The sequence below is a fragment of the Butyricimonas sp. DFI.6.44 genome (genome assembly GCF_022132345.1).
GTDB classification, from domain to species: Bacteria; Bacteroidota; Bacteroidia; order Bacteroidales; family Marinifilaceae; genus Butyricimonas; species Butyricimonas muris.
The window spans coordinates 134,942-154,214 of the sequence record NZ_JAKNJD010000007.1 but is presented as its reverse complement, the minus strand read 5'-3'; the positions used below and the strand labels follow the sequence as shown (position 1 = coordinate 154,214).

Below are 19,273 nucleotides of genomic sequence, written 5' to 3'. Positions count from 1 at the left end.
CCCTATTCTGGTATATTTGTGCTCTGGGGAAGCTTTGGCAGGGCTACGGCAGAAGGGTAGTATATCCTTGGGAATACCATTGATTTACCATGGGATTTCGTATGTGTATTCCTATCCTTGTTCGGGATAAATCAGCCGGGAGTATATCTGATTTCAAACGAAAAAAGAACTTACACAAGTTTGTGTTACACAAACTTGTGTAAGTTCAGGAAAAATTCTATCTTTGTTGTAAATATAGCTATTAATAGAGTAATTATGGCAAAAGAATTCATATTTGGAGTTGCGGTAAGCGGGGAGAATTTCATCGGACGAGAAAAAGAGATACACTGTCTTTCCTCTAATTTTAAGAATGGGATAAACACGATCCTCTCTTCCCCGAGGCGTTGGGGAAAAACATCTTTGATAAAGAAAGTGAAAGCGATAGTGGAATCGGATAAATTGCGCGTGATTTATGTTGATATATTTCCTTGCCGGAGCGAATATGACTTTTATAATATGTTTGCCGAGGCTGTTTTGAAACAGACTTCATCTCGTTTTGACGAGTGGAAAGATATTGCTTACGAGTTTATTTCAAGATTAACACCGAAATTCGCGTTTAGCGTGGGACCGGATTCGGATTATTCTGTTTCTTTAGGTATTACGTCAAAAACACATTCGGCAGAGGAAGTTTTGCAGTTGCCGGAGCGCATTGCTCAAAAAAAGGGTATACAGATTGTGATTTGTATCGATGAGTTTCAACAGATCGGAGAGTTTCCCGATTCTGTGATTGTTCAGAAGAAAATGCGTTTGGCGTGGCAGCATAATTCGAGGGTGTCTTATTGTCTTTTGGGAAGTAGAAAACATTTGATGGATGAATTGTTCCAGAAGAGGAGTTTGCCTTTTTATAAGTTCGGGGATATAATTAATCTAAAATTGATTCCGACAGAGGTTTGGGTTCCTTATATATGTAAACAATTCAAAAAAGTTGATAGGGTGATATCAGAAGAGTTGGCTGCTGAGATTTGTCGAATTGTAGAAAATCATTCGTCCTATGTGCAACAGCTGGCTTGGCTTACTCTTTTGGAGACGGAAAAAGTGGCAACACGGGAAGGGGTAGCTCGGGCTTTGAACGAGTTGTTGGACGAGAATACGCCTCTTTTCACGCAACAAACCGAATTGTTGACGACTTATCAAATGAATTTCCTTCGGGCTATTTTGGCTGGGATTCATAAGGAGTTCGGAATAGCTACCGTTCTTTCGGAATACAATCTAGGATCGAGTTCAAATATAAGTAGATTGCGTAAGTCGATGGTAGAAAAAGAATTAGTTGAGTTTCGTCAGGAGGGATATTTTATAGCAGATCCGATTCTTAAAATCTGGCTTGAAAGGCAGAAGTGGTGATTGTTATATTTAAATGTAAAGTGAAATTATGCGTGAATATCAAGTAAGTGGATTTCGGGTATTGGAGTACGAGGAGTTGGATTCGACGAATAATCAGGCGGAGAAGTTGGGATGGAATGTGTTGGAGGATAAAATGGTGGTGATGACACACAGGCAGATGCGGGGACGGGGGCAAGTCGGGAACCATTGGGAGAGTGAACCGGGGAAAAATATTTCGATGACAGTGGTATTGCGACCGGAGGAGTTGTCGGCGGTGGAGCAGTTTGCCGTTTCGATGGTGATTGCCTTGGGGGCTTGCGATTTTATTTCCCGGTACACGGAAGGATGTACCGTGAAATGGCCGAATGATATTTACGTGGGGGATAAGAAAATATCGGGTATTTTGATAGAACACGTTATCATGGGACCGTACGTGGGGGGCTCGTTGTGTGGAATCGGGGTGAATATTAATCAGTCCGGCTTCCTGTCGGATGCACCGAATCCGGTGTCTTTATTTCAACTTATTGGTAAGGAGATTCCAGTGGAACGGGCGTTGGAGGAGCTGTTGGAGTGTATCGGGAAGCGGTACGGACAGGTGTATGATTATGCGGCTTTGGAACGGGATTTCCTGCAAGTGATGTATCGGCGTTCGGGGGTGTTCGATTGGGAGGACGAGAACGGAAGATTCAAGGCGTCTGTCACGGGGATAAACGAATACGGGCAGCTTGTTTTGAAGGATACGGGGGGGATGGAACGGGTTTACGGGTTTAAGGAAATCACGTATCTGTTTTAGATTTACGATTTATGATTTTAAATTTTAGATTTTAGATTTTAAATTGCGGAGTTTTGATTATTTTTGTGCAAAACATGGAGGACATATGGTAGAGAATTATTCGGAAGATTCTATTCGTACGCTGGACTGGAGGGAACATATACGTTTGCGTCCCGGTATGTATATAGGGAAGTTGGGCGATGGTGCAGCGATGGACGACGGAATATATATACTGGTTAAAGAGGTAGTGGATAATAGTATCGACGAGTTCGCGATGGGTGCGGGAAGCGAGATTATTATCACGGTGGAGGAACGTACGGTTTCGGTACGGGACTTCGGGCGCGGGATACCTCTCGGCAAGCTGATTGACGTGTCGTCGAAGATGAACACGGGGGCGAAGTATGATTCCGAGGCTTTCAAGAAATCCGTGGGGTTGAATGGTGTCGGGATAAAAGCGGTGAATGCGCTTTCCGAGAGTTTTATTATACAATCATTCCGGGACGGGGAAACGAAGCGAGTGTGTTATAGCAAGGCGCTGATCGTGGAGGAACGGGAGATTGAACCGACGAATGAGCCGAACGGTACGTTGGTGACTTTTATTGCCGATAAGGAGTTATTCGGGAATTATCACTTCATTTCGGATTATCTGGAATCGATGTTCAAGAATTACGTGTTCTTGAATTCCGGGCTCACGATTGTTTTTAACGGTCAGAAGTTTCATTCGAAACGGGGACTTTATGATTTGTTGTCCGAGAACATGAGTGGTGAGGGGATTTACCCCATTATTCACTTGAAAGGGACGGATATCGAGATGGCAATGACGCACGGGCGGCAGTACGGGGAGGAATATTATTCTTTCGTGAACGGTCAGCACACGACGCAGGGCGGTACGCATCTGATCGCGTTCCGGGAAGCCGTGGTGAAGACCATTCGTGATTTTTACAAGAAAGATTTTGATTTAGCCGATATTCGCACGTCGATTATTGCGGCAATCAGTATAAAGGTACAGGAACCGATGTTTGAGTCACAGACGAAAACTAAACTGGGGTCAAAAGATATTGCCCCGGAAGGACCCTCTGTACGTAATTTTATTATGGATTTCGTGACAAAGGAGTTGGATAACTACTTGCATCGGAATCCGGATACGGCGGAGTTGTTGCTGCGCAAGATCGTGGAAACCGAGAAGGAGCGCAAGGCGATGTCCGGTATACAGAAGATTGCGCGGGAGCGGGCAAAACAGGTGAGCCTGCACAACCGGAAATTGAGGGATTGTCGGGTACATTTTAATTCGAACCACGAGCGGAAGACGGAATCGTCGATATTTATCACCGAGGGAGATTCCGCGAGCGGGTCGATCACGAAGTCGCGGGACGTGAACACGCAAGCCGTGTTCAGTTTGCGAGGGAAACCGTTGAATTCGTTTGGTTTGACTAAAAAAATCGTGTACGAGAACGAGGAGTTCAATCTCTTGCAGGCGGCTTTGAATATCGAGAACGGGATAGAGGAGTTGCGCTATAATAATATCATCATAGCGACGGATGCCGATGTGGACGGGATGCATATCCGTTTGTTGTTGTTGACCTTTTTCTTGCAGTTTTTCCCGGATGTGGTGCGTTCCGGTCATCTTTACATTTTGCAGACCCCGTTATTTCGGGTGCGCAACAAGAAAGAAACACGGTATTGTTACTCCGACGCGGAGCGTGAGAAGGCGATTAAACAACTGGGTCCGAAACCGGAAATCACGCGCTTTAAAGGTTTGGGAGAGATTTCACCGGACGAGTTCGGCGGGTTTATCGGGAAAGATATTCGTCTGGAACCGGTACGCATGACCAAGCAAGACCCTATAGGGACGATTTTGTCTTATTATATGGGTAAAAACACGAGCGAGCGACAAGATTTTATTATTGATAACTTGTACGTGGAGAAGGATGAAATCTAATAATTTTAGATTTTAAATTTTAGATTTAGGAATTGGGATGAGGTGATTCATTTTCAATTTTCAATTTTCAATTTTCAATTTGTATGAGCGAAGAGATAAATAACGAGGAAGTAGAGGATGTGGTGCCTCAAGAACCGGAACATCACGAGGAGAACGGGCGGGTGCGGTCGATTCAGCATCTGTCGGGAATGTTCGAGAAGTGGTTTTTGGATTACGCTTCCTACGTGATTCTGGAACGTGCCGTGCCTTACGTGAACGACGGGTTGAAGCCCGTGCAGCGTCGTATACTGCATGCCATGCGGGAGATGGATGACGGGCGTTATAACAAGGTGGCGAATATCGTGGGGAGCACGATGTCGTATCACCCGCACGGGGATGCTTCTATCAAGGATGCTCTGGTGCAGTTGGGGCAGAAGAATCTGCTGGTGGACTGTCAGGGAAACTGGGGAAATATTCTCACCGGGGACGATGCCGCCGCGGGACGTTATATCGAGGCTCGTTTGTCGAAATTCGCGTTGGAAGTGGCTTTTAACCCGAAGACCACGAATTGGAAATTGTCGTATGACGGTCGCAAGAGAGAGCCGGTCACGTTGCCCATCAAGTTCCCGTTGCTGTTGGCACAGGGAGTGGAAGGTATCGCCGTGGGGTTGGCATCCAAGATTTTGCCGCATAATTTCAACGAGTTGATAGATGCTTGCGTGGCTTACCTGCGCGGGGAGGAGTTCGTGTTGTACCCGGATTTCCCGACGGGAGGTATGGTTGACGTGTCGAAGTATAATGACGGTCTGCGGGGTGGAAGCGTGAAGATTCGTGCCCGTATCGAGAAAGACGCGGGAAATAAGTTATTGCGTATTACAGAGATCCCTTTCGGGCGTACAACCACGGCATTGATTGATTCAATACTGAAGGCGAACGAGAAGGGAAAAATCAAAATCAAGAAGATTGACGATAACACGGCGGCAAACGTGGAGATTCTGGTACATCTGGCGGCGGGCGTGTCGTCGGACAAGACGATAGATGCTTTGTACGCCTGCACGGATTGCGAGCTTTCCATATCACCGAACTCGTGCGTGATAGAGAACGACAAGCCTGTCTTTATGCCCGTGTCCGACATTTTACGGAAATCGGTGGACGATACGGTTGCCCTGTTGTTGTTGGAGTTGAAGATCAAGTTGGGAGAGTTGGAAACCGATTGGCAATATTCTTCCTTGGAGAAGATTTTTATCGAGGAGCGAATATATAAAGACAAGGAATTCGAGGAGAGCGGATCGGTAGAGGAAGTTGTCGTGCATGTACGCAAGCGTTTGGAGCCGTTTATAGCGCATCTGATTCGTCCCGTGACGGATGATGATATCAAGCAGTTGCTGGAAATCAAGATGAAGCGTATCTTGAAATTCAATTCCGAGCAGGCTGAGAATTATATCAAGGGATTGGAAGATGAGATTGCCCGGGTGAAACACGATATAGAGCATATTATTCCTTACTCGATCGAGTATTACAAGCGAATCAAGGCGAAATACGGCAAGGGACGGGAGCGCCTCACGGAGATTCGTAATTTCGAGAATATAGAGGCAACGAAAGTGGTAGTGGCAAACGAGAAGTTGTATATCAACCGGGAAGAGGGATTTGTCGGTACAGCGTTGAAGAAAGACGAGTTTATCTGCGAATGTTCGGATATTGACGATGTGATTATTTTCCGTAAAGACGGTACCTATTACGTGACGAAGGTGGCGGATAAGCTGTTCGTGGGTAAGGACGTGTTGCACGTGAATGTTTTCAAGAAGAACGACAAGCGCACGATATATAACGTGGCTTACCGGGATGGGAAATACGGGCCGTCGTACGTAAAGCGATTTTGCGTGACGGGGATTACCCGCGACAAGCAGTATAATCTGACCAAAGGGGCGGCAGGTTCCCGCGTACTGTATTTCAGCGCTAACCCGAACGGGGAGGCGGAAGTGATCAAGGTATGTCTGAAACCGAAGCCGGGAATGAAGAAACTGGTTTCCGAGTATGATTTTGCCACGTTGACGATCAAGGGACGTGATTCTCAAGGAAATTTGTTGAGCAAGAATGATATACACAAAATATCGCTGGTACAGAAAGGGGCTTCAACCTTGGGAGGGCGCAAGATATGGCTGGACGAGGACGTGTTGCGTTTGAACACGGACGGTCGGGGACGCTATGTCGGCGAATTCCAAGGAGATGACCGGATACTGGTGGCGAATAAAAACGGTACATATAATACCTCCGATTATGATTTGAGCAACCACTACGAGGAGGGATATCTTGTATTTGAAAAATTTGATTCCGAGAAAGTATGGTCGGCAGTGTTCTTTGATGCCGAGCAGCAATACTATTACCTGAAGCGTTTTCGGTTTGAGGATATGGTGAGAATTACCTCGTTTATCGGGGAGAGTGAAGGTTCCTATCTGGTATGCTTGAGCGGGGAGAAACGTCCCCGGTTCGAGATTGTGTTTGGCGGTCGTTACGAGAATCGTCCGGCGGAAGCGATTGTTGCGGATGAGTTTATCGCGGAAAAGTCATATAAGGCACGAGGTAAGCGTTTGACAACTTACGAGGTGAAGGAGATCCGGGAAATAGAACCTTTAGATAGCGGGGAAGAGGAGAAGCCGGAAGAAGGTGGCACGGATGTCGATTTCGAAATCACGAATCCCGATATGTTGAGTGACGAGTCGCAGATGAAGCTGGACTTCGAGTAATTGACGGTTATGAAATTCTTCATTGTCGGGTATATGGCGAGTGGCAAGACCACGTTCGGGAGGGAATTGGCCGAAGAAAAGGGAATCCCTTTCCGGGATTTGGACTCCCTCGTGGAGGAAAGAGCCGGATGCTGTATACCGGATATTTTTGCTCGTAAGGGAGAGGGGTATTTTCGCGAGTTGGAACGGGATGTCTTGCGAGAGTTTTGTGCCCGGGGGGATGATTTCGTGCTGGCAACGGGAGGGGGAACGGTGTGTTTTTTTGATAACATGGAGCGCATGAATGCGGCGGGACACACGTTATTTTTAGATACGTCTTTGCCTGTGATTATCGGACGTTTGCGGGAGCAGCGGGCAACACGTCCCCTGTTGGCGGGACTTTCCGATGAAGAGTTGGAGAGTCACGTGAAAAAGCATCTCGACTCCCGGCTTCCTTTTTATTTGATGGCGAAAGAGAGATTGTAAAGTTTTTCCCGGGTAAACCTACTGAGAGCCTACCGAAGAACTACCCAAGTAATACCGTAATCATACCCTAGCTTCGTTGATGCCGCGATGAATTTGTGGATATTCTATATTCTCCATAGTAGAAAGGTCGTGGAAAAAGCACGGGTGCAAGCTATGTAGGGGATGATTTGGGTAGTTCTTGGGTAGGATTGTGTTGGGACTTCGGTAGGAATGTCTCTTTGGTGGGGAGGGCGATGCTATCCCCGTTTACATATCTCGTTATAAGAGCAATGGCGGCATTTTTCCGGGAGTTCCGTTTGGGTGAACGGGACGTCGGGGGAGAATAATTGCTCGAGCAACTCGGTTAGCAGGGCTTGAAATTCCGGTTCGTAAGGTTTGAAACGGTGAATGGGTTCCTTGTTGCATTTCAGCGAGTAGGTATAGTTCGGGGTAAACAGTAGTTTGGTGCTGTATATACCGGGTAAAATAGGGTCTGTACCGGGATTCTCGTGCTCGTACATCATGCAATACAACAGGGTTTGGAAAGCTGCTTTGTTGCGTTGCCTGTTGTTGGAGTCAAAGATAGAAGGGAGGTCTTTGAATTCGGTCTTGTCTGCCCCGGTTTTATAGTCGATGACTCGTGTTCCCCGGTCTGTCCGGTCTACCCGGTCGATATCTCCTTCCACGTGAATGACAAGCGGGTGCTCGAGCGTGTTAATCTCGAGTGACATCCGGTATTTCCTCTCCATGGAAATCAGCTGGAAGGGGCATAGGGTTTTATCGTATTCAAGGACTTTTTTCACGTACTTTTTCACGACGGAAAGTACAAGTTCGTTCGCACCGCTTTCGAGCATGCGCGATACCGTGGAGTCGTATAGTTGCAGGTAGGACTGGCGAATATGTTCCTCTATCAGTGTGTCATTTTGCATCAAGGAGTCGAGCCCCTCTTCCGTGATTTCGCCATTCGGGAAGGTTTGGTAGAGGGATTGGGTGCTCTGGTGGAATATGGTACCTAGCAGCCGTTGGTCGAGTTCCTCGGCTATCTCTTCTTTCTCTTTAATCCCGGCTATATATTTAAAATAGAATTTCAGATGACATTCCATGTAAGTGTTTAGTGCCGACGGGGAGATTCCTCGTTCGTCGGGAAGCGTGTAGCGATGCAGCTTTTCCAGAATGGCCTTGTTTTTCGAGATGGAAATAACAGGATTGTCCTGCACGGAAATATTATTTTGGAAATGGGTTTCCCGGATGGGTAAGCCCGATTCGTATTTCATCTGGTAAAGAAAACGGCTCATTTCCCCGCTGGTCATTCCCTTGGTAACATCCGTGTAAAGGATTTTCACGTGTTCTGCCCGTTGCAGCAAACGATAGAAATAATACGCGAACAGGGCATCCATGTGTTCCGGTGTAGGGAGCCCGAATCCCAGACGCAAGTTATACGGGATAAAGGACGAGGCGTGTCCGCTTTTCGGGAGGACACCTTCGTTGGCGGAGAGGATAATCAAGTTTTTGAAATCCAGCATACGGGTTTCCATGAGTCCCATGATTTGCATGCCTTCCAGTGGTTCGCCGGAGAAAGGAATGGATATTCCTTGCAGGATTTTGTTGATGACCTGTAGATAGAATTTGTCTTCCGGGACGATGTTTTCTTCCCGGAACGTGTTTTGTATCCCCTGTATGGCGGTGAAGACCGTGAAAAGAAATTCTTTCTCGATAGCCAGTCCTTCCTGTTCTTCCGGTCGGAAGGCGGCAATCATTTTTTTCAAGATATTCAGAAGGTAGTCCGGCAGGCTTTCCGTGGAGGAAGAAAAGATGGTGCGGGTGATGTCGCTGAATTGGAGGCTTTTTTCTGCCACGTACACGATGTTGTTCGTGTTGATGTAGTTCGTGATTTCCGGGATGTCATTCGGGCAACTGCTTTTAATCAGTTTATGGTTGAGGAGGGCGATGACCGGTTTGTAGTAATAGTGCGTGGCGCCGTCCACTTGCTTGGCGTAACGTTTTAGGTCGCCCAGCATGCCGATTAGTGCTGCCACGGAGGTGTTTTGTGCCGGATACCCCATGGTAATATTGATTTTGTCAATCGAGTGAGGGATTGAATGAATCACGGGGGTGAGCAGCGTTTCGTCGCAAAGGACGATAGCCGTGTCGGTATATGTCTTTCGCGGTTGGGGATGGAGTTGCTCCACGAGCACGGGAAGTAGTTTGGCTTGTCCGATGGTGGAGGGAACGGAGATGTATTCTACCTCTTTATTGTTGTAGCGAAAGTTGTTGAAATGTTCCAGTCCCAAGGCGTTGGGAAACAGTTTCATGTTTTCCCGGATATAGTGTCCCGCCTCGTGATTTTCGTTTGCCGAGTAATAGAGGTCATAATCCCAGTAAAAAGATGCTTGCCCGCTGTCCCGGAAGTGGGAGAATATTCTTTTTTCACACTGGTTCAAGGCATTGAACCCGGCGAAAATGAGTTGTTTGTCCGTGTGGTAGTGGGATAATCGTTCGCAGAACAGTCGCTGCCCCATACCCTCGTAACAAAGGTTTTCCCCGGTTAGTTTTGCCTTGAAATTTTTGTAGGTGGGATATAATTTATCCCATACGTTAAGAAATTCCTGTTGTTCCCGGCTGTATTTTTCGCCATTGAAACTACGCCAGAAGCTCTGGATAAATTCTATTTGTTCGGGAGTGAGGTAAGGGAATGCGTTCTCGATTTCTTTTAATGCCGTGATGTTGGAGAACAGGTCTTTGGCGTCCACGAGGTATTTGTCGATATCGTCGAAATCCCCCAGTAACATGTTTCCCCAGAAATAGAAATCGTCGAATCGTTCCGTGGTGCCGGAATATTCTTGGTACGTTTTGTAGAGTTTTATAATAAGGGGTAATTCTTCCGCTTTTTTCAGTCCGGTTTGTCGTTCGATAAATTCTCCAAGCGTGAGGATTTCGGGCATCCACACGGGTTTCGTGATCAGATGCGCCAATTCTTCGGCAAGAAAGAGTCCTGCCCGTTTGTTCGGGAACAGAATGGTCAGGTTGTCAAATTCATGCCCGTATTTTTGAATCAGATCTTTTGCCAGCAATTGGAGAAACGAATTCATATTTTATTATTATTTTTGTTTCGGAACAAATTTACAATTTATATATCAAAATCTGTTCGGATTTATGTTGAAAGAATTGCTATTGAAAAACAGGAGTTATCGTCGGTTTTACCAAGATGTTTGGATTTCCCGGGAGGAATTGATCGAATTTGTGAAACTGACTCGTTATTGTGCTTCAGGGAGGAACGCGCAAGCGTTGAAATATAAGCCGGTTTCAGATGCGGCGATGTGTGGAAGAGTGTTTCATACGTTAGCTTGGGCGGGATATTTGAAGGATTGGGACGGTCCGGAGGAAGGCGAGCGTCCATCGGCTTATCTGATCCAGTTGTTGGATACCTCTATCGTGGAGAATTGCCTGTGTGACGACGGGATTCAAGCGCAGACCATTTTGCTGGGAGCAGTGGAAGAAGGGTATGGCGGGTGTATTATCAAGGCATTCAAGAACGAGGCTTTGCGGGAGATATTACAATTGCCCGAACATTTGAAGATCATGTACGTGATAGCCCTCGGCAAGCCGAAGGAAACGGTGGTGATCGAACCGATGAAAGACGGGGATTTCAAGTATTGGCGGGAGGCGAACGGGACGCATCATGTACCCAAAAGAGGAATAGATGATTTAGTGATTTAAGATTTATGATTTAAGATTGGGGGATTGAGCATCTTTGAGGTTCAATCTTTGGATTCACGGTTATGAAATTACTTTGCGCGGAATATAATGCTTCGGGAGAAGTGGCTTATGACGTTATCGGGGATAACGCTTTGTTAAGGAATAATGATGATTTCTATATTCCGGCGTTTGCTGGGGAATTGAGTTGTGTCCCACAGGTCGTTTTACGGGTGGGGAAGATTGGTAAGCATGTGTCGGAGCGTTTTGCCGGGCGTTATTATGATGAGGTCGGCGTTGGTATCCGATTCTATGCGGATGATTTCGGGCGGAGATTGTCGGGCATGGGGTTGCCTGCTGTCATGGCTTATGGTTTTGATGGGGCTGCCGCAGTATCCGTGTTAAAAAAGTGCGATTCGGGTTTGCGGGATGTCGAGTATAGTTTTCGGGTAAACGAGTTGGAAGTTTTCCGGGGTAAGATGAACGACCTTCCTTTGTTGCCGGAAAAATTGATTGCCGGTATGTCTGAATACTGTATGTTGAAAATTGGGGATTTAGTCTATTGTGGAAATTCTTTCCGGCAAAAAGAATTGAAAATCGGCGATCGCCTTCAGATGTTTTTGGGTGAAGATTGTTTGTTGGATTTTCATATAAAGTAATATTGGGGATATATAATTGATTTCCGACGAGAACCCGTGGAGAATTCGATGTATTCCCTTATCAAAGACGAATCACTTTCGTTTCACTCCCGTATCAAAGACGTTCGGGGACGTGATTGAAGCGGGAGTGACAGGTTAGAGAAAGGAAATTATACTATTTTTAGATAGATAATTGTAGTGGATTATGGGGATTATTGCCTGAATGCTGTTCATGGCGTTTTTTGGGGTGTTTGTGAAAATACATCGGGTATTTGTGAAAAACAGTTGGAGAAGAGGGTGGGTAGGTGTTATCTTTACAGTATTGTTTTATCATGTAAATGTTTTTAACGATGGATTTTAATTCGGGATAGTCACGGATGGCAGGCCATTGGTTTGTCGGGGAAATTAATATCGAGGGGATATCATGTGGTCGTATTCGGAATAACTTTGGTATTTTTGAGAGGTAGAAATTCTTTTTGTTATTGTTTTTTCTTTTATATTAATTACTTTTGTTGTAAATGAACGAGGATAAGAGGTTCGTTTCGTGGTATTCTGTATTGTTATAATAATATATTTATGACTGGTGATATAGTATCGGATATAAGAATGGGGGATAAAAAAGCTTTCCGGGTATTTTTTGAAGATTACTATCCGGTGCTTTATTCTTTCGCCATGAAATATATCCGGGATACGGATGCCGGTCGGGACGTGGCTCAGGATGTGCTGTTGAAATACTGGGAAACAAAGGAGGAGTATTTTACTTTATCGGAGGTGCGGGGATTCCTGTATGTATCGGTACGAAATCGTTGTTTTAATTTGTTGAAAAAATCACGGGTGGAGGAACGGTATATACAAGAGATGCTTCAAGCGGGAGCGGAGTCCTACGAGGAGGACGAGATCGAGAATGAGGTTTTGTTGTTGTTGTACAAGGCCGTGAACGCGCTCCCGACGCAAATGCGCCGCATTATCACGAGTTCGATGGCGGGAAAACGGAATGCGGAGATTGCCGAGGAAATGGGAATTGCCGATGGTACGTTGCATACCTTGAAAAAGATTGCCTACCAGAAATTGCGACAAGCGTTAAAAGATATATTCATCCTTTTATTCTTTTTTCTTTTCCTTTTAAATCAGTTGTTTAGATAATAAGTGTAATTTTTTTTCAAAAAAAACGCTATTTTCATTACCCCTAAATGCAATTGAAGTTGTAGTGAGAATATAAAACTAGAATTGTATTTATAGTAATGGAAACTGAAGAACAAAAAAGAAAAATTATAAAAGCTATCGCGGCTCACTTGGCAAATGTGCCTACCGAAGAGGAGGACTTGTTGCTGAAGGAGTGGCGAGCTGCATCCGAAGAGAACGAGGCTCTTTTCCGGCGTTTTGCGGAGGAGGGATTTGTCGGGCGGAAATTGGAGCGTATGGCGGAAGCTGACGTGAAGTCTGCGTGGTACTTGATGGAGAAACGGGTTGACAGGAAGAGGATGGAGGAAAGGCGTCGTCGGTCGCGGGTATACATGAGTTATGCTGCGGTAGCTGCCGGGATATTGTTGGTTATAACACTGGCGTATGTACTTCAGCCTTCAGTACAAAAGAAAGAGGTGATAGCGCGGCAGGAGATAAACGTGAGCAAAGAGGCACATTTGGTATTGGGGGACGGGCGTATCGTGAAGATTGATAAGAACGGGAATCAAGCTATTGACGAGAGCGGGGGTGTAACCATATACAAGGAATCCAATCATTTGGACTACTCGCGGAGCAATGAAGGGGAGGATACCATAGTCGTGTACAATGAAATGCATACGTTGAACGGGATGGAATATATGATGATTCTGGCGGACGGTACCCGGGTGTTCTTGAACGCGGAGAGTAAATTGCGTTATCCGGTCAGGTTCCATGGCGAACGGGTGGTTGAATTTGAGGGAGAAGGTTATTTCTGCGTGGCAAAGGATTCTTTGCATCCTTTTATCGTGAAAACGAAAGGGATGGACGTGAGAGTGTTAGGTACGGAATTTAATTTGCGGGCGTATGATGACGAAAATTCTTTTGAAACCACGTTGGTGAAAGGGCGGGTTGCCGTGAAAAGCGGTGAACACGAGCACGAGATTGTACCTGGGGAACAGGTCGTGTACGAACGGGTTTCCGGTTTGTTGAACACGCGTGAGGTGGACGTGAGCCTTTACACGGCTTGGCATCATGCGGAAATCAAGTTCAAAGATACGTCAATGGAACGGGTTGCCCGTAATTTAGCCCGTTGGTACGGGGTGAAGTTCGAGTTCTTGGATGAAGAATCGAAGCGGGTAGAATTGGGCGGATGTATCAACCGGTACGAGAATATCGCTCCCATCCTCGATATGTTAAGACGGACGGAGTTGGTAAATGTTGTGTTGGAAAATAATACGGTTTACGTGTCTATAAAAAAATAACACGTGGGGAATTGGAGCTCGCCACGTGTTTGTTTGTTACAATTAATTAAAGTATGTTGAACTTTAATCTTACAAATGTATGAAAAAAAACGAAGGAGGTATCTCTTTGTTTACGAAAAAATTACTAAAAGAAAGTTCGAAAGCGAGAGGTAAGTTGTTTATTTTGTTGTTGGGGGGGATTCTGGTCACGCATCCTGTTCTGGCACAAAATAAAAATGTAACGCTCAAGATGACGAAAGTGAATCTTGAGCAGGTGATCTGGGAAATCCAGAAGCAGACTGTTTACGTGTTCATGTACGGGGCACAGGATGTGAAGACTGTCGTGAACTTGAACGTGGACGTGAAGAATCGTCCGGCCTTGCAGGTGTTGGATTCATGTTTGAAGGCAACCAACCTGACCTACACGGTGAACGGGAATAACGTGGTGATCAAGAAAAAAGAGGTCGCCAAGCAAGAACCCCCGAAAAAAGTCACGATCATGGGGACGGTGAAGGATGAACATGGTGAAGTACTTCCGGGTGTCGCTGTCGTCGTGAAGGGTACGGGAACCGGTGCCGCCACGGATATTGACGGTAATTTCAAGTTCGAGGCTGACCGGGTGTCCGGCATGATTTTACAATTTTCGTTCGTGGGAATGGAAACACAGGAGATTCCTTACACGGGACAAAAGAGTTTATCGATTGTCATGAAGGACAAATCCTTGCAGGTGGACGAGGTGGTAGTTACCGGGTACCAGAAGATTGACCGTCGGCTGTTCACGGGGTCTGCCGACATCGTGAAAGCAGCCGATTTGGCGGTGGCGGGTTCCAATGACGTGGGACGTATGTTACAGGGAAAATCTTCCGGGGTACAGATTCAGAACGTGTCGGGTTCTTTTGGTGCGGCACCGAAGATGAGGGTACGCGGGGCGTCGTCCATTTACGGCGACCAGAAGCCGCTGTGGGTGGTGGACGGTATCGTGCTGGAAGATGTCGTGGACGTTTCGGCTGATGACTTGGCTTCGGGAGATGCTGCCACGTTGATCAGTTCGTCGGTCGCGGGGGTGAACTCGGATGATATCGAGAATATACAGATTTTGAAAGATGCTTCCGCGACGGCTCTTTACGGGGCTCGTGCCATGAACGGGGTTGTCGTGATCACGACGAAACGGGGAAGTAAAGGTTCGATGCGGGTGAGTTATTCCGGGGAGTTCACGATGCGGGTGAAACCGATGTACCAAGAATATAATATCATGAATTCCCAGCAGCAGATGATGTTTTACCGGGATTTGGAAGAAAAAGGCTGGTTGAATTACGCGGACGTTTCCCGTGCGGCTAAAGGAGGTGTGTATCGTAAGATGTACGATGCTTTGGATAATTATGACCCGCAGGTCGGGTTTGAGTTACAGAATACGCCTGAGGATAGAATGCGTTATTTGTCGAAATATGAAAAGGTGAACACGGATTGGTTCGGGATATTGTTCAAAAATTCCATACAACAGAGTCATTCGGTTAGTTTTTCCGTGGGATCGGAGAGAAGCAGTTTTTTCGCTTCTTTGAGTTTTTTCAACGATCCGGGATGGACGATCGGGGATAACGTTTCCCGTTACACGGCCAATATGAATTCATCCTTTGATATAAATAAATATTTGAAATTCAATTTCCTGACAAGTCACTCTTATCGTAAACAAAGGGCTCCGGGTACGATAGGACGTGAAACCGATCCGGTGAACGGTTCGATATCGCGTAATTTTGACTTGAACCCGTTTAGTTTCGCGCTGAATACGAGTCGCACGATGCGTCCTTATGACGAGAACGGGGACCCGGAATATTACGTGATGAATTACGCCCCGTTTAATATTATACAGGAGTTGAAGTTGAATTATCTGGATATTGATATGCTGGATTCGAAATTTCAAGCCGAATTTGAAATTCGCCCGCTGGACGGGTGGGATATCAAGTTACTGGGTGCAGTACGATTCGTGAAGTCCACGCGGGAGCATAAAATTAAAGAAGGCTCCAATCTGGCGGAATGTTATCGCGCTGATTATGACGCAACGGTGCGCGGTAGTAACAATTTCCTGTATAATGATCCGAGTACTCCCGGGTTGCCGGCTATCTCCGTGTTGCCGCAGGGGGGATTTTATAACCGGACGGACAACCGGTTGTTAAATTATTATTTTCGGGCGACGACCAATTATTCGGGAATGATTGCGGAGAGGCACATGTATAATGTGATGGCGGGAATGGAAATGCGGAGTACCAATCGTCGGGAAACGTACTCTAAAGGTTTCGGTATCCAGTATGACCGGGGAAATGTTCCTTTTATAGATTACCGGATTATCAAACAAATTCTGGAGCGGAACGATCAGTATTTCGGGTTGGAGAACGCGTATGATCGTTTTGTTGCCATGTTTTTAACCGGAAGTTTTTCATGGGCGGGAAAGTATACGTTAAACCTAACCGGGCGTTATGACGGTTCGAATAGAATGGGACAGGCTACTTCTTCCCGGTGGTTGCCCACGTGGAATGTCAGTGGGGCTTGGAACGTGAAGGAAGAGTCTTTTATGCAGAATATAGATAATATCTCTTTGCTGACGTTGCGTGCCACGTATGGTCTGACGGCAAGTATGGGACCGGCGACGAACGCGAAGGCCGTGTTCATGGGGGATGTTTCTTTCCGTCCCACGCAGGCAGAGAAGGAAAATCAGATCGTGATTCACTCTTTGGAAAATTCGGAATTGACTTGGGAGAAACAATACGAGTTGAATCTGGGGGCAGACCTCGGTCTTTGGAATAACCGGGTGAGCGTGAGTACGGACGTTTATTTCCGTAACGGGTTCGATCTGATCGGTATCCTGCGCACGATGGGTATTGGCGGGGAGTCGTTAAAATATGCCAATTATGCGGATATGAAGTCCAATGGGGTGGAGTTGACGATTAATACTAAAAATATGATCCGACCGAAATTCTCGTGGACAACCAATCTGACATTTGCTTACAATAGGAATGAAATCACGAATCTGGCTTCCAATTCACAAGTGATGCAATTGATATCACCGAGTGGGGCGCCCATGGAGGGAAAGCCTGTCAGGGGTGTGTACGCTATCCCGTTTAAAGGTTTGAATAGTCAGGGATTGCCGACTTATTTGAATCAGGATCATGAAGTTACGGTGTCGGATTTGAACCTGCAAGAAGTTCAGAAGACCGATTTCTTGAAATACATGGGGTCAGCGGATCCGAAGTTCACGGGAGGTTTCGATAATTCATTCAAGTATGGAGATTTCCGTTTAGCCGTGTTTTTTACTTACCAGTTCGGGAGTAAGATTTGGCTGGATCCTGTTTTTAAATATCGTTACTATGATAATGAAGCTATCCCGAACGAGTTTGCCGATCGTTGGATGGCTGCCGGAGACGAAAAATATACAAAGATACCGGCTATAATTTCTCATCGTCAATACAAGAATAGTCCTGAATTGGAGTTAGCTTATAATGCCTATAATTATAGCACGGAACGTGTGGCAAAAGGCGATTTTATCCGCTTGAAAGAGGTCACGCTTAGTTATGATATACCCAAGGATTGGATAAAAGGATGGAAAATCGAGAATCTTTCCTTCAGGGTTTCAGCGTCGAATTTGTGTATTCTATATGCCGATAAAAAATTGAAAGGTCAGGATCCCGAGTTTGCTCGTTCCGGCGGTGTCGCTTTACCTGTACCAAGGCAATTTACTTTGGCTGTGAAACTAGGGTTTTAATTAATAACGAGATATTTATGAGATCGTATATTTTTATTATATTATTGTTTTCGACTCTTTTTCTCGGCTGTGAGTCATTTTTGAGTGAGGTGCCCGATGACCGTACCGAGTTGAAGGACGTTGAGTCGATCAAGGCCTTGTTGGTTTCGGCATACCCGGAGGGACATTATATGCTGCAAGGCGAGTGGATGAGTGATAACGCTGACGATAAGGGTACGTGGCAGGTTTCCGTGTATCCGCAGATGCAGGAAGAGGCTTATAAATGGGAGGAAAACACGACCAACGATTATGATTCACCCACGAAATACTGGGATGCTTGTTATCGTGCCATTGCTGCGGCGAATCACGCGCTGGAAGCCATTGATAACCTTGGAAATACCCCGGAACTTCAACCGTACAGGGGAGAAGCGCTCGTCGCGAGGGCATACGCTCATTTCATGCTGGTCAATTTCTGGGGGAAACATTATAACCCGGCGACGATGGCAAGTGATTTAGGCGTGGCTTACGTGGAAAAACCGGAAAAGGAGGCTCTCGTGATTTATACCCGTAACACGGTGAAAGAGGTGTACGAGTTTATCGAGCGTGACTTGACGGAAGGTTTGCCTCTGTTGCGAGACAACGCTTACGATGTTGCCAAATACCATTTCACGAAGGCTGCCGGGGCGGCGTTTGCAGCCCGTTATTATCTGTATCGCGGTGATTCGTGGGATAAGGTACAGGCGTATTGCACGGAGGTTTTGGGAGAAGGAACCGGGTACAAAGATTTGTTGAGAAATTACACGCAGAATTATTTGCCCGTGTCTTCGAACGTGATCGAGTACATGAAATTGTACACGAATTACGGGGAACCTGCCATATTGTTGTTGACCAACGGGGTTTCCATCTGGTGGCGGGCGGAGAGTTTCTCCCGTTACGGGCTTTCGTTGAGCAAGAAGAACGAAATATTCCCGGATAACGATCCGGTATGCGGCGGGAAATTGATCTATCCGATTTTCGGCGCAGCGCCGACTTACGTTTTGTACAAATCATACGAGTATTTCAAGAACACGTATCCCGGATCGACAACAGGGCGTCCCTATGTTTTTTGCGTGGCTTTCTCGATGGAAGAAGTGGCGTTGAACCGGGCGGAAGCCTACACGATGACAAAGGATTATGACAAAGCTCTGGCGGATATTAACCTGTTTCTGAGTACGCGCATTACCAGTTATAACCCGACTTCTCATACCGTGACGTTGGAAAAAATCAAACGTTTTTACGGGGAACAGAAGAATGGCGTGGAATTGGAACCATGGTATAAAGATCAGATAGATGCAGACCAGATGCTGGTGTTGAAATATATCACTGATCTGAAGCGGAGAGAGTTTTGCTCGGAAGGTATGCGTTGGTTTGATGTCAAACGCTTCAATATAGAAGTGACACACAAGGAATACGGAACACAGAATAAGTATATTCTGACCAAGGACGATCCCCGGCGATTGTTGCAGGTTCCGGTAACAGCGGTAAGTTATGGGATGGAACCGAATCCCCGTTAATGGATAAATCGGATGAT

Annotated in this window: 12 protein-coding genes; 11 read left to right on the top strand and 1 reads right to left on the bottom strand. The window is 46.1% G+C overall.

Going from position 1 to position 19,273, the window contains the following annotated elements:
* The first annotated feature begins 255 nt into the window (after positions 1-255).
* From L0M98_RS11140 to L0M98_RS11120, 5 genes are all read left to right on the top strand, one after another.
* On the top strand, positions 256-1,380 hold the full coding sequence (locus tag L0M98_RS11140; protein WP_227215915.1) for an AAA family ATPase: 1,125 nt from the start codon (positions 256-258) through the stop codon (positions 1,378-1,380).
* Between the two features lie 28 nt (positions 1,381-1,408).
* Positions 1,409-2,152 carry a biotin--[acetyl-CoA-carboxylase] ligase gene (locus L0M98_RS11135; RefSeq protein ID WP_227215914.1) on the top strand — a complete coding sequence of 248 codons (744 nt, stop codon included), beginning with the start codon at positions 1,409-1,411 and terminating at the stop codon, positions 2,150-2,152.
* Between the two features lie 85 nt (positions 2,153-2,237).
* On the top strand, positions 2,238-4,070 hold the full coding sequence (locus L0M98_RS11130; protein ID WP_227215913.1) for a DNA topoisomerase IV subunit B: 1,833 nt from the start codon (positions 2,238-2,240) through the stop codon (positions 4,068-4,070).
* A gap of 83 nt (positions 4,071-4,153) precedes the next feature.
* Positions 4,154-6,793 carry a DNA gyrase/topoisomerase IV subunit A gene (locus L0M98_RS11125; protein WP_227215912.1) on the top strand — a complete coding sequence of 880 codons (2,640 nt, stop codon included), beginning with the start codon at positions 4,154-4,156 and terminating at the stop codon, positions 6,791-6,793.
* Positions 6,794-6,802: 9 nt separating this feature from the next.
* Positions 6,803-7,258 carry a shikimate kinase gene (locus L0M98_RS11120; protein WP_227215911.1) on the top strand — a complete coding sequence of 152 codons (456 nt, stop codon included), beginning with the start codon at positions 6,803-6,805 and terminating at the stop codon, positions 7,256-7,258.
* A 236-nt stretch (positions 7,259-7,494) separates the two neighbouring features.
* On the opposite strand, the gene L0M98_RS11115 is transcribed toward L0M98_RS11120, so the two are convergent.
* Positions 7,495-10,326 carry a PD-(D/E)XK nuclease family protein gene (locus L0M98_RS11115; protein ID WP_227215910.1) on the bottom strand — a complete coding sequence of 944 codons (2,832 nt, stop codon included), beginning with the start codon at positions 10,324-10,326 and terminating at the stop codon, positions 7,495-7,497.
* 64 nt (positions 10,327-10,390) lie between these two features.
* On the opposite strand from L0M98_RS11115, the gene L0M98_RS11110 reads away from it, so the two are divergent.
* The 6 genes from L0M98_RS11110 to L0M98_RS11085 all read left to right on the top strand — a co-directional run bounded on the left by L0M98_RS11110 (position 10,391) and on the right by L0M98_RS11085 (position 19,256).
* Positions 10,391-10,954 carry a nitroreductase family protein gene (locus tag L0M98_RS11110; RefSeq protein ID WP_099293675.1) on the top strand — a complete coding sequence of 188 codons (564 nt, stop codon included), beginning with the start codon at positions 10,391-10,393 and terminating at the stop codon, positions 10,952-10,954.
* A 62-nt stretch (positions 10,955-11,016) separates the two neighbouring features.
* Positions 11,017-11,589, top strand: a complete 573-nt coding sequence (locus L0M98_RS11105; RefSeq protein WP_227215909.1) for a fumarylacetoacetate hydrolase family protein — start codon at positions 11,017-11,019, stop codon at positions 11,587-11,589.
* Between the two features lie 555 nt (positions 11,590-12,144).
* Complete coding sequence (locus tag L0M98_RS11100; protein WP_227215908.1) at positions 12,145-12,711, top strand: sigma-70 family RNA polymerase sigma factor; 567 nt, start codon at positions 12,145-12,147, stop codon at positions 12,709-12,711.
* Positions 12,712-12,809: 98 nt separating this feature from the next.
* Positions 12,810-13,991 carry a FecR family protein gene (locus tag L0M98_RS11095; RefSeq protein ID WP_099293671.1) on the top strand — a complete coding sequence of 394 codons (1,182 nt, stop codon included), beginning with the start codon at positions 12,810-12,812 and terminating at the stop codon, positions 13,989-13,991.
* Positions 13,992-14,070: 79 nt separating this feature from the next.
* Entirely contained in the window at positions 14,071-17,724 is a 3,654-nt protein-coding gene (locus tag L0M98_RS11090; protein WP_227215907.1) for a SusC/RagA family TonB-linked outer membrane protein, read from the top strand.
* Positions 17,725-17,741: 17 nt separating this feature from the next.
* Positions 17,742-19,256 (top strand): RagB/SusD family nutrient uptake outer membrane protein, encoded by a 1,515-nt coding sequence (locus tag L0M98_RS11085; RefSeq protein ID WP_227215906.1) that lies wholly within the window; start codon positions 17,742-17,744, stop codon positions 19,254-19,256.
* Positions 19,257-19,273 lie beyond the last annotated feature (17 nt).

Excerpts from the sequence above, each read along its gene's own strand:
- L0M98_RS11140 (WP_227215915.1), top strand. The coding sequence starts at position 256 with ATGGCAAAAGAATTCATATTTGGAGTTGCGGTAAGCGGGGAGAATTTC.
- L0M98_RS11135 (WP_227215914.1), top strand. The coding sequence starts at position 1,409 with ATGCGTGAATATCAAGTAAGTGGATTTCGGGTATTGGAGTACGAGGAG.
- L0M98_RS11130 (WP_227215913.1), top strand. The coding sequence starts at position 2,238 with ATGGTAGAGAATTATTCGGAAGATTCTATTCGTACGCTGGACTGGAGG.
- L0M98_RS11125 (WP_227215912.1), top strand. The coding sequence starts at position 4,154 with ATGAGCGAAGAGATAAATAACGAGGAAGTAGAGGATGTGGTGCCTCAA.
- L0M98_RS11120 (WP_227215911.1), top strand. The coding sequence starts at position 6,803 with ATGAAATTCTTCATTGTCGGGTATATGGCGAGTGGCAAGACCACGTTC.
- L0M98_RS11115 (WP_227215910.1), bottom strand. The coding sequence starts at position 10,326 with ATGAATTCGTTTCTCCAATTGCTGGCAAAAGATCTGATTCAAAAATAC.
- L0M98_RS11110 (WP_099293675.1), top strand. The coding sequence starts at position 10,391 with ATGTTGAAAGAATTGCTATTGAAAAACAGGAGTTATCGTCGGTTTTAC.
- L0M98_RS11105 (WP_227215909.1), top strand. The coding sequence starts at position 11,017 with ATGAAATTACTTTGCGCGGAATATAATGCTTCGGGAGAAGTGGCTTAT.
- L0M98_RS11100 (WP_227215908.1), top strand. The coding sequence starts at position 12,145 with ATGACTGGTGATATAGTATCGGATATAAGAATGGGGGATAAAAAAGCT.
- L0M98_RS11095 (WP_099293671.1), top strand. The coding sequence starts at position 12,810 with ATGGAAACTGAAGAACAAAAAAGAAAAATTATAAAAGCTATCGCGGCT.
- L0M98_RS11090 (WP_227215907.1), top strand. The coding sequence starts at position 14,071 with ATGAAAAAAAACGAAGGAGGTATCTCTTTGTTTACGAAAAAATTACTA.
- L0M98_RS11085 (WP_227215906.1), top strand. The coding sequence starts at position 17,742 with ATGAGATCGTATATTTTTATTATATTATTGTTTTCGACTCTTTTTCTC.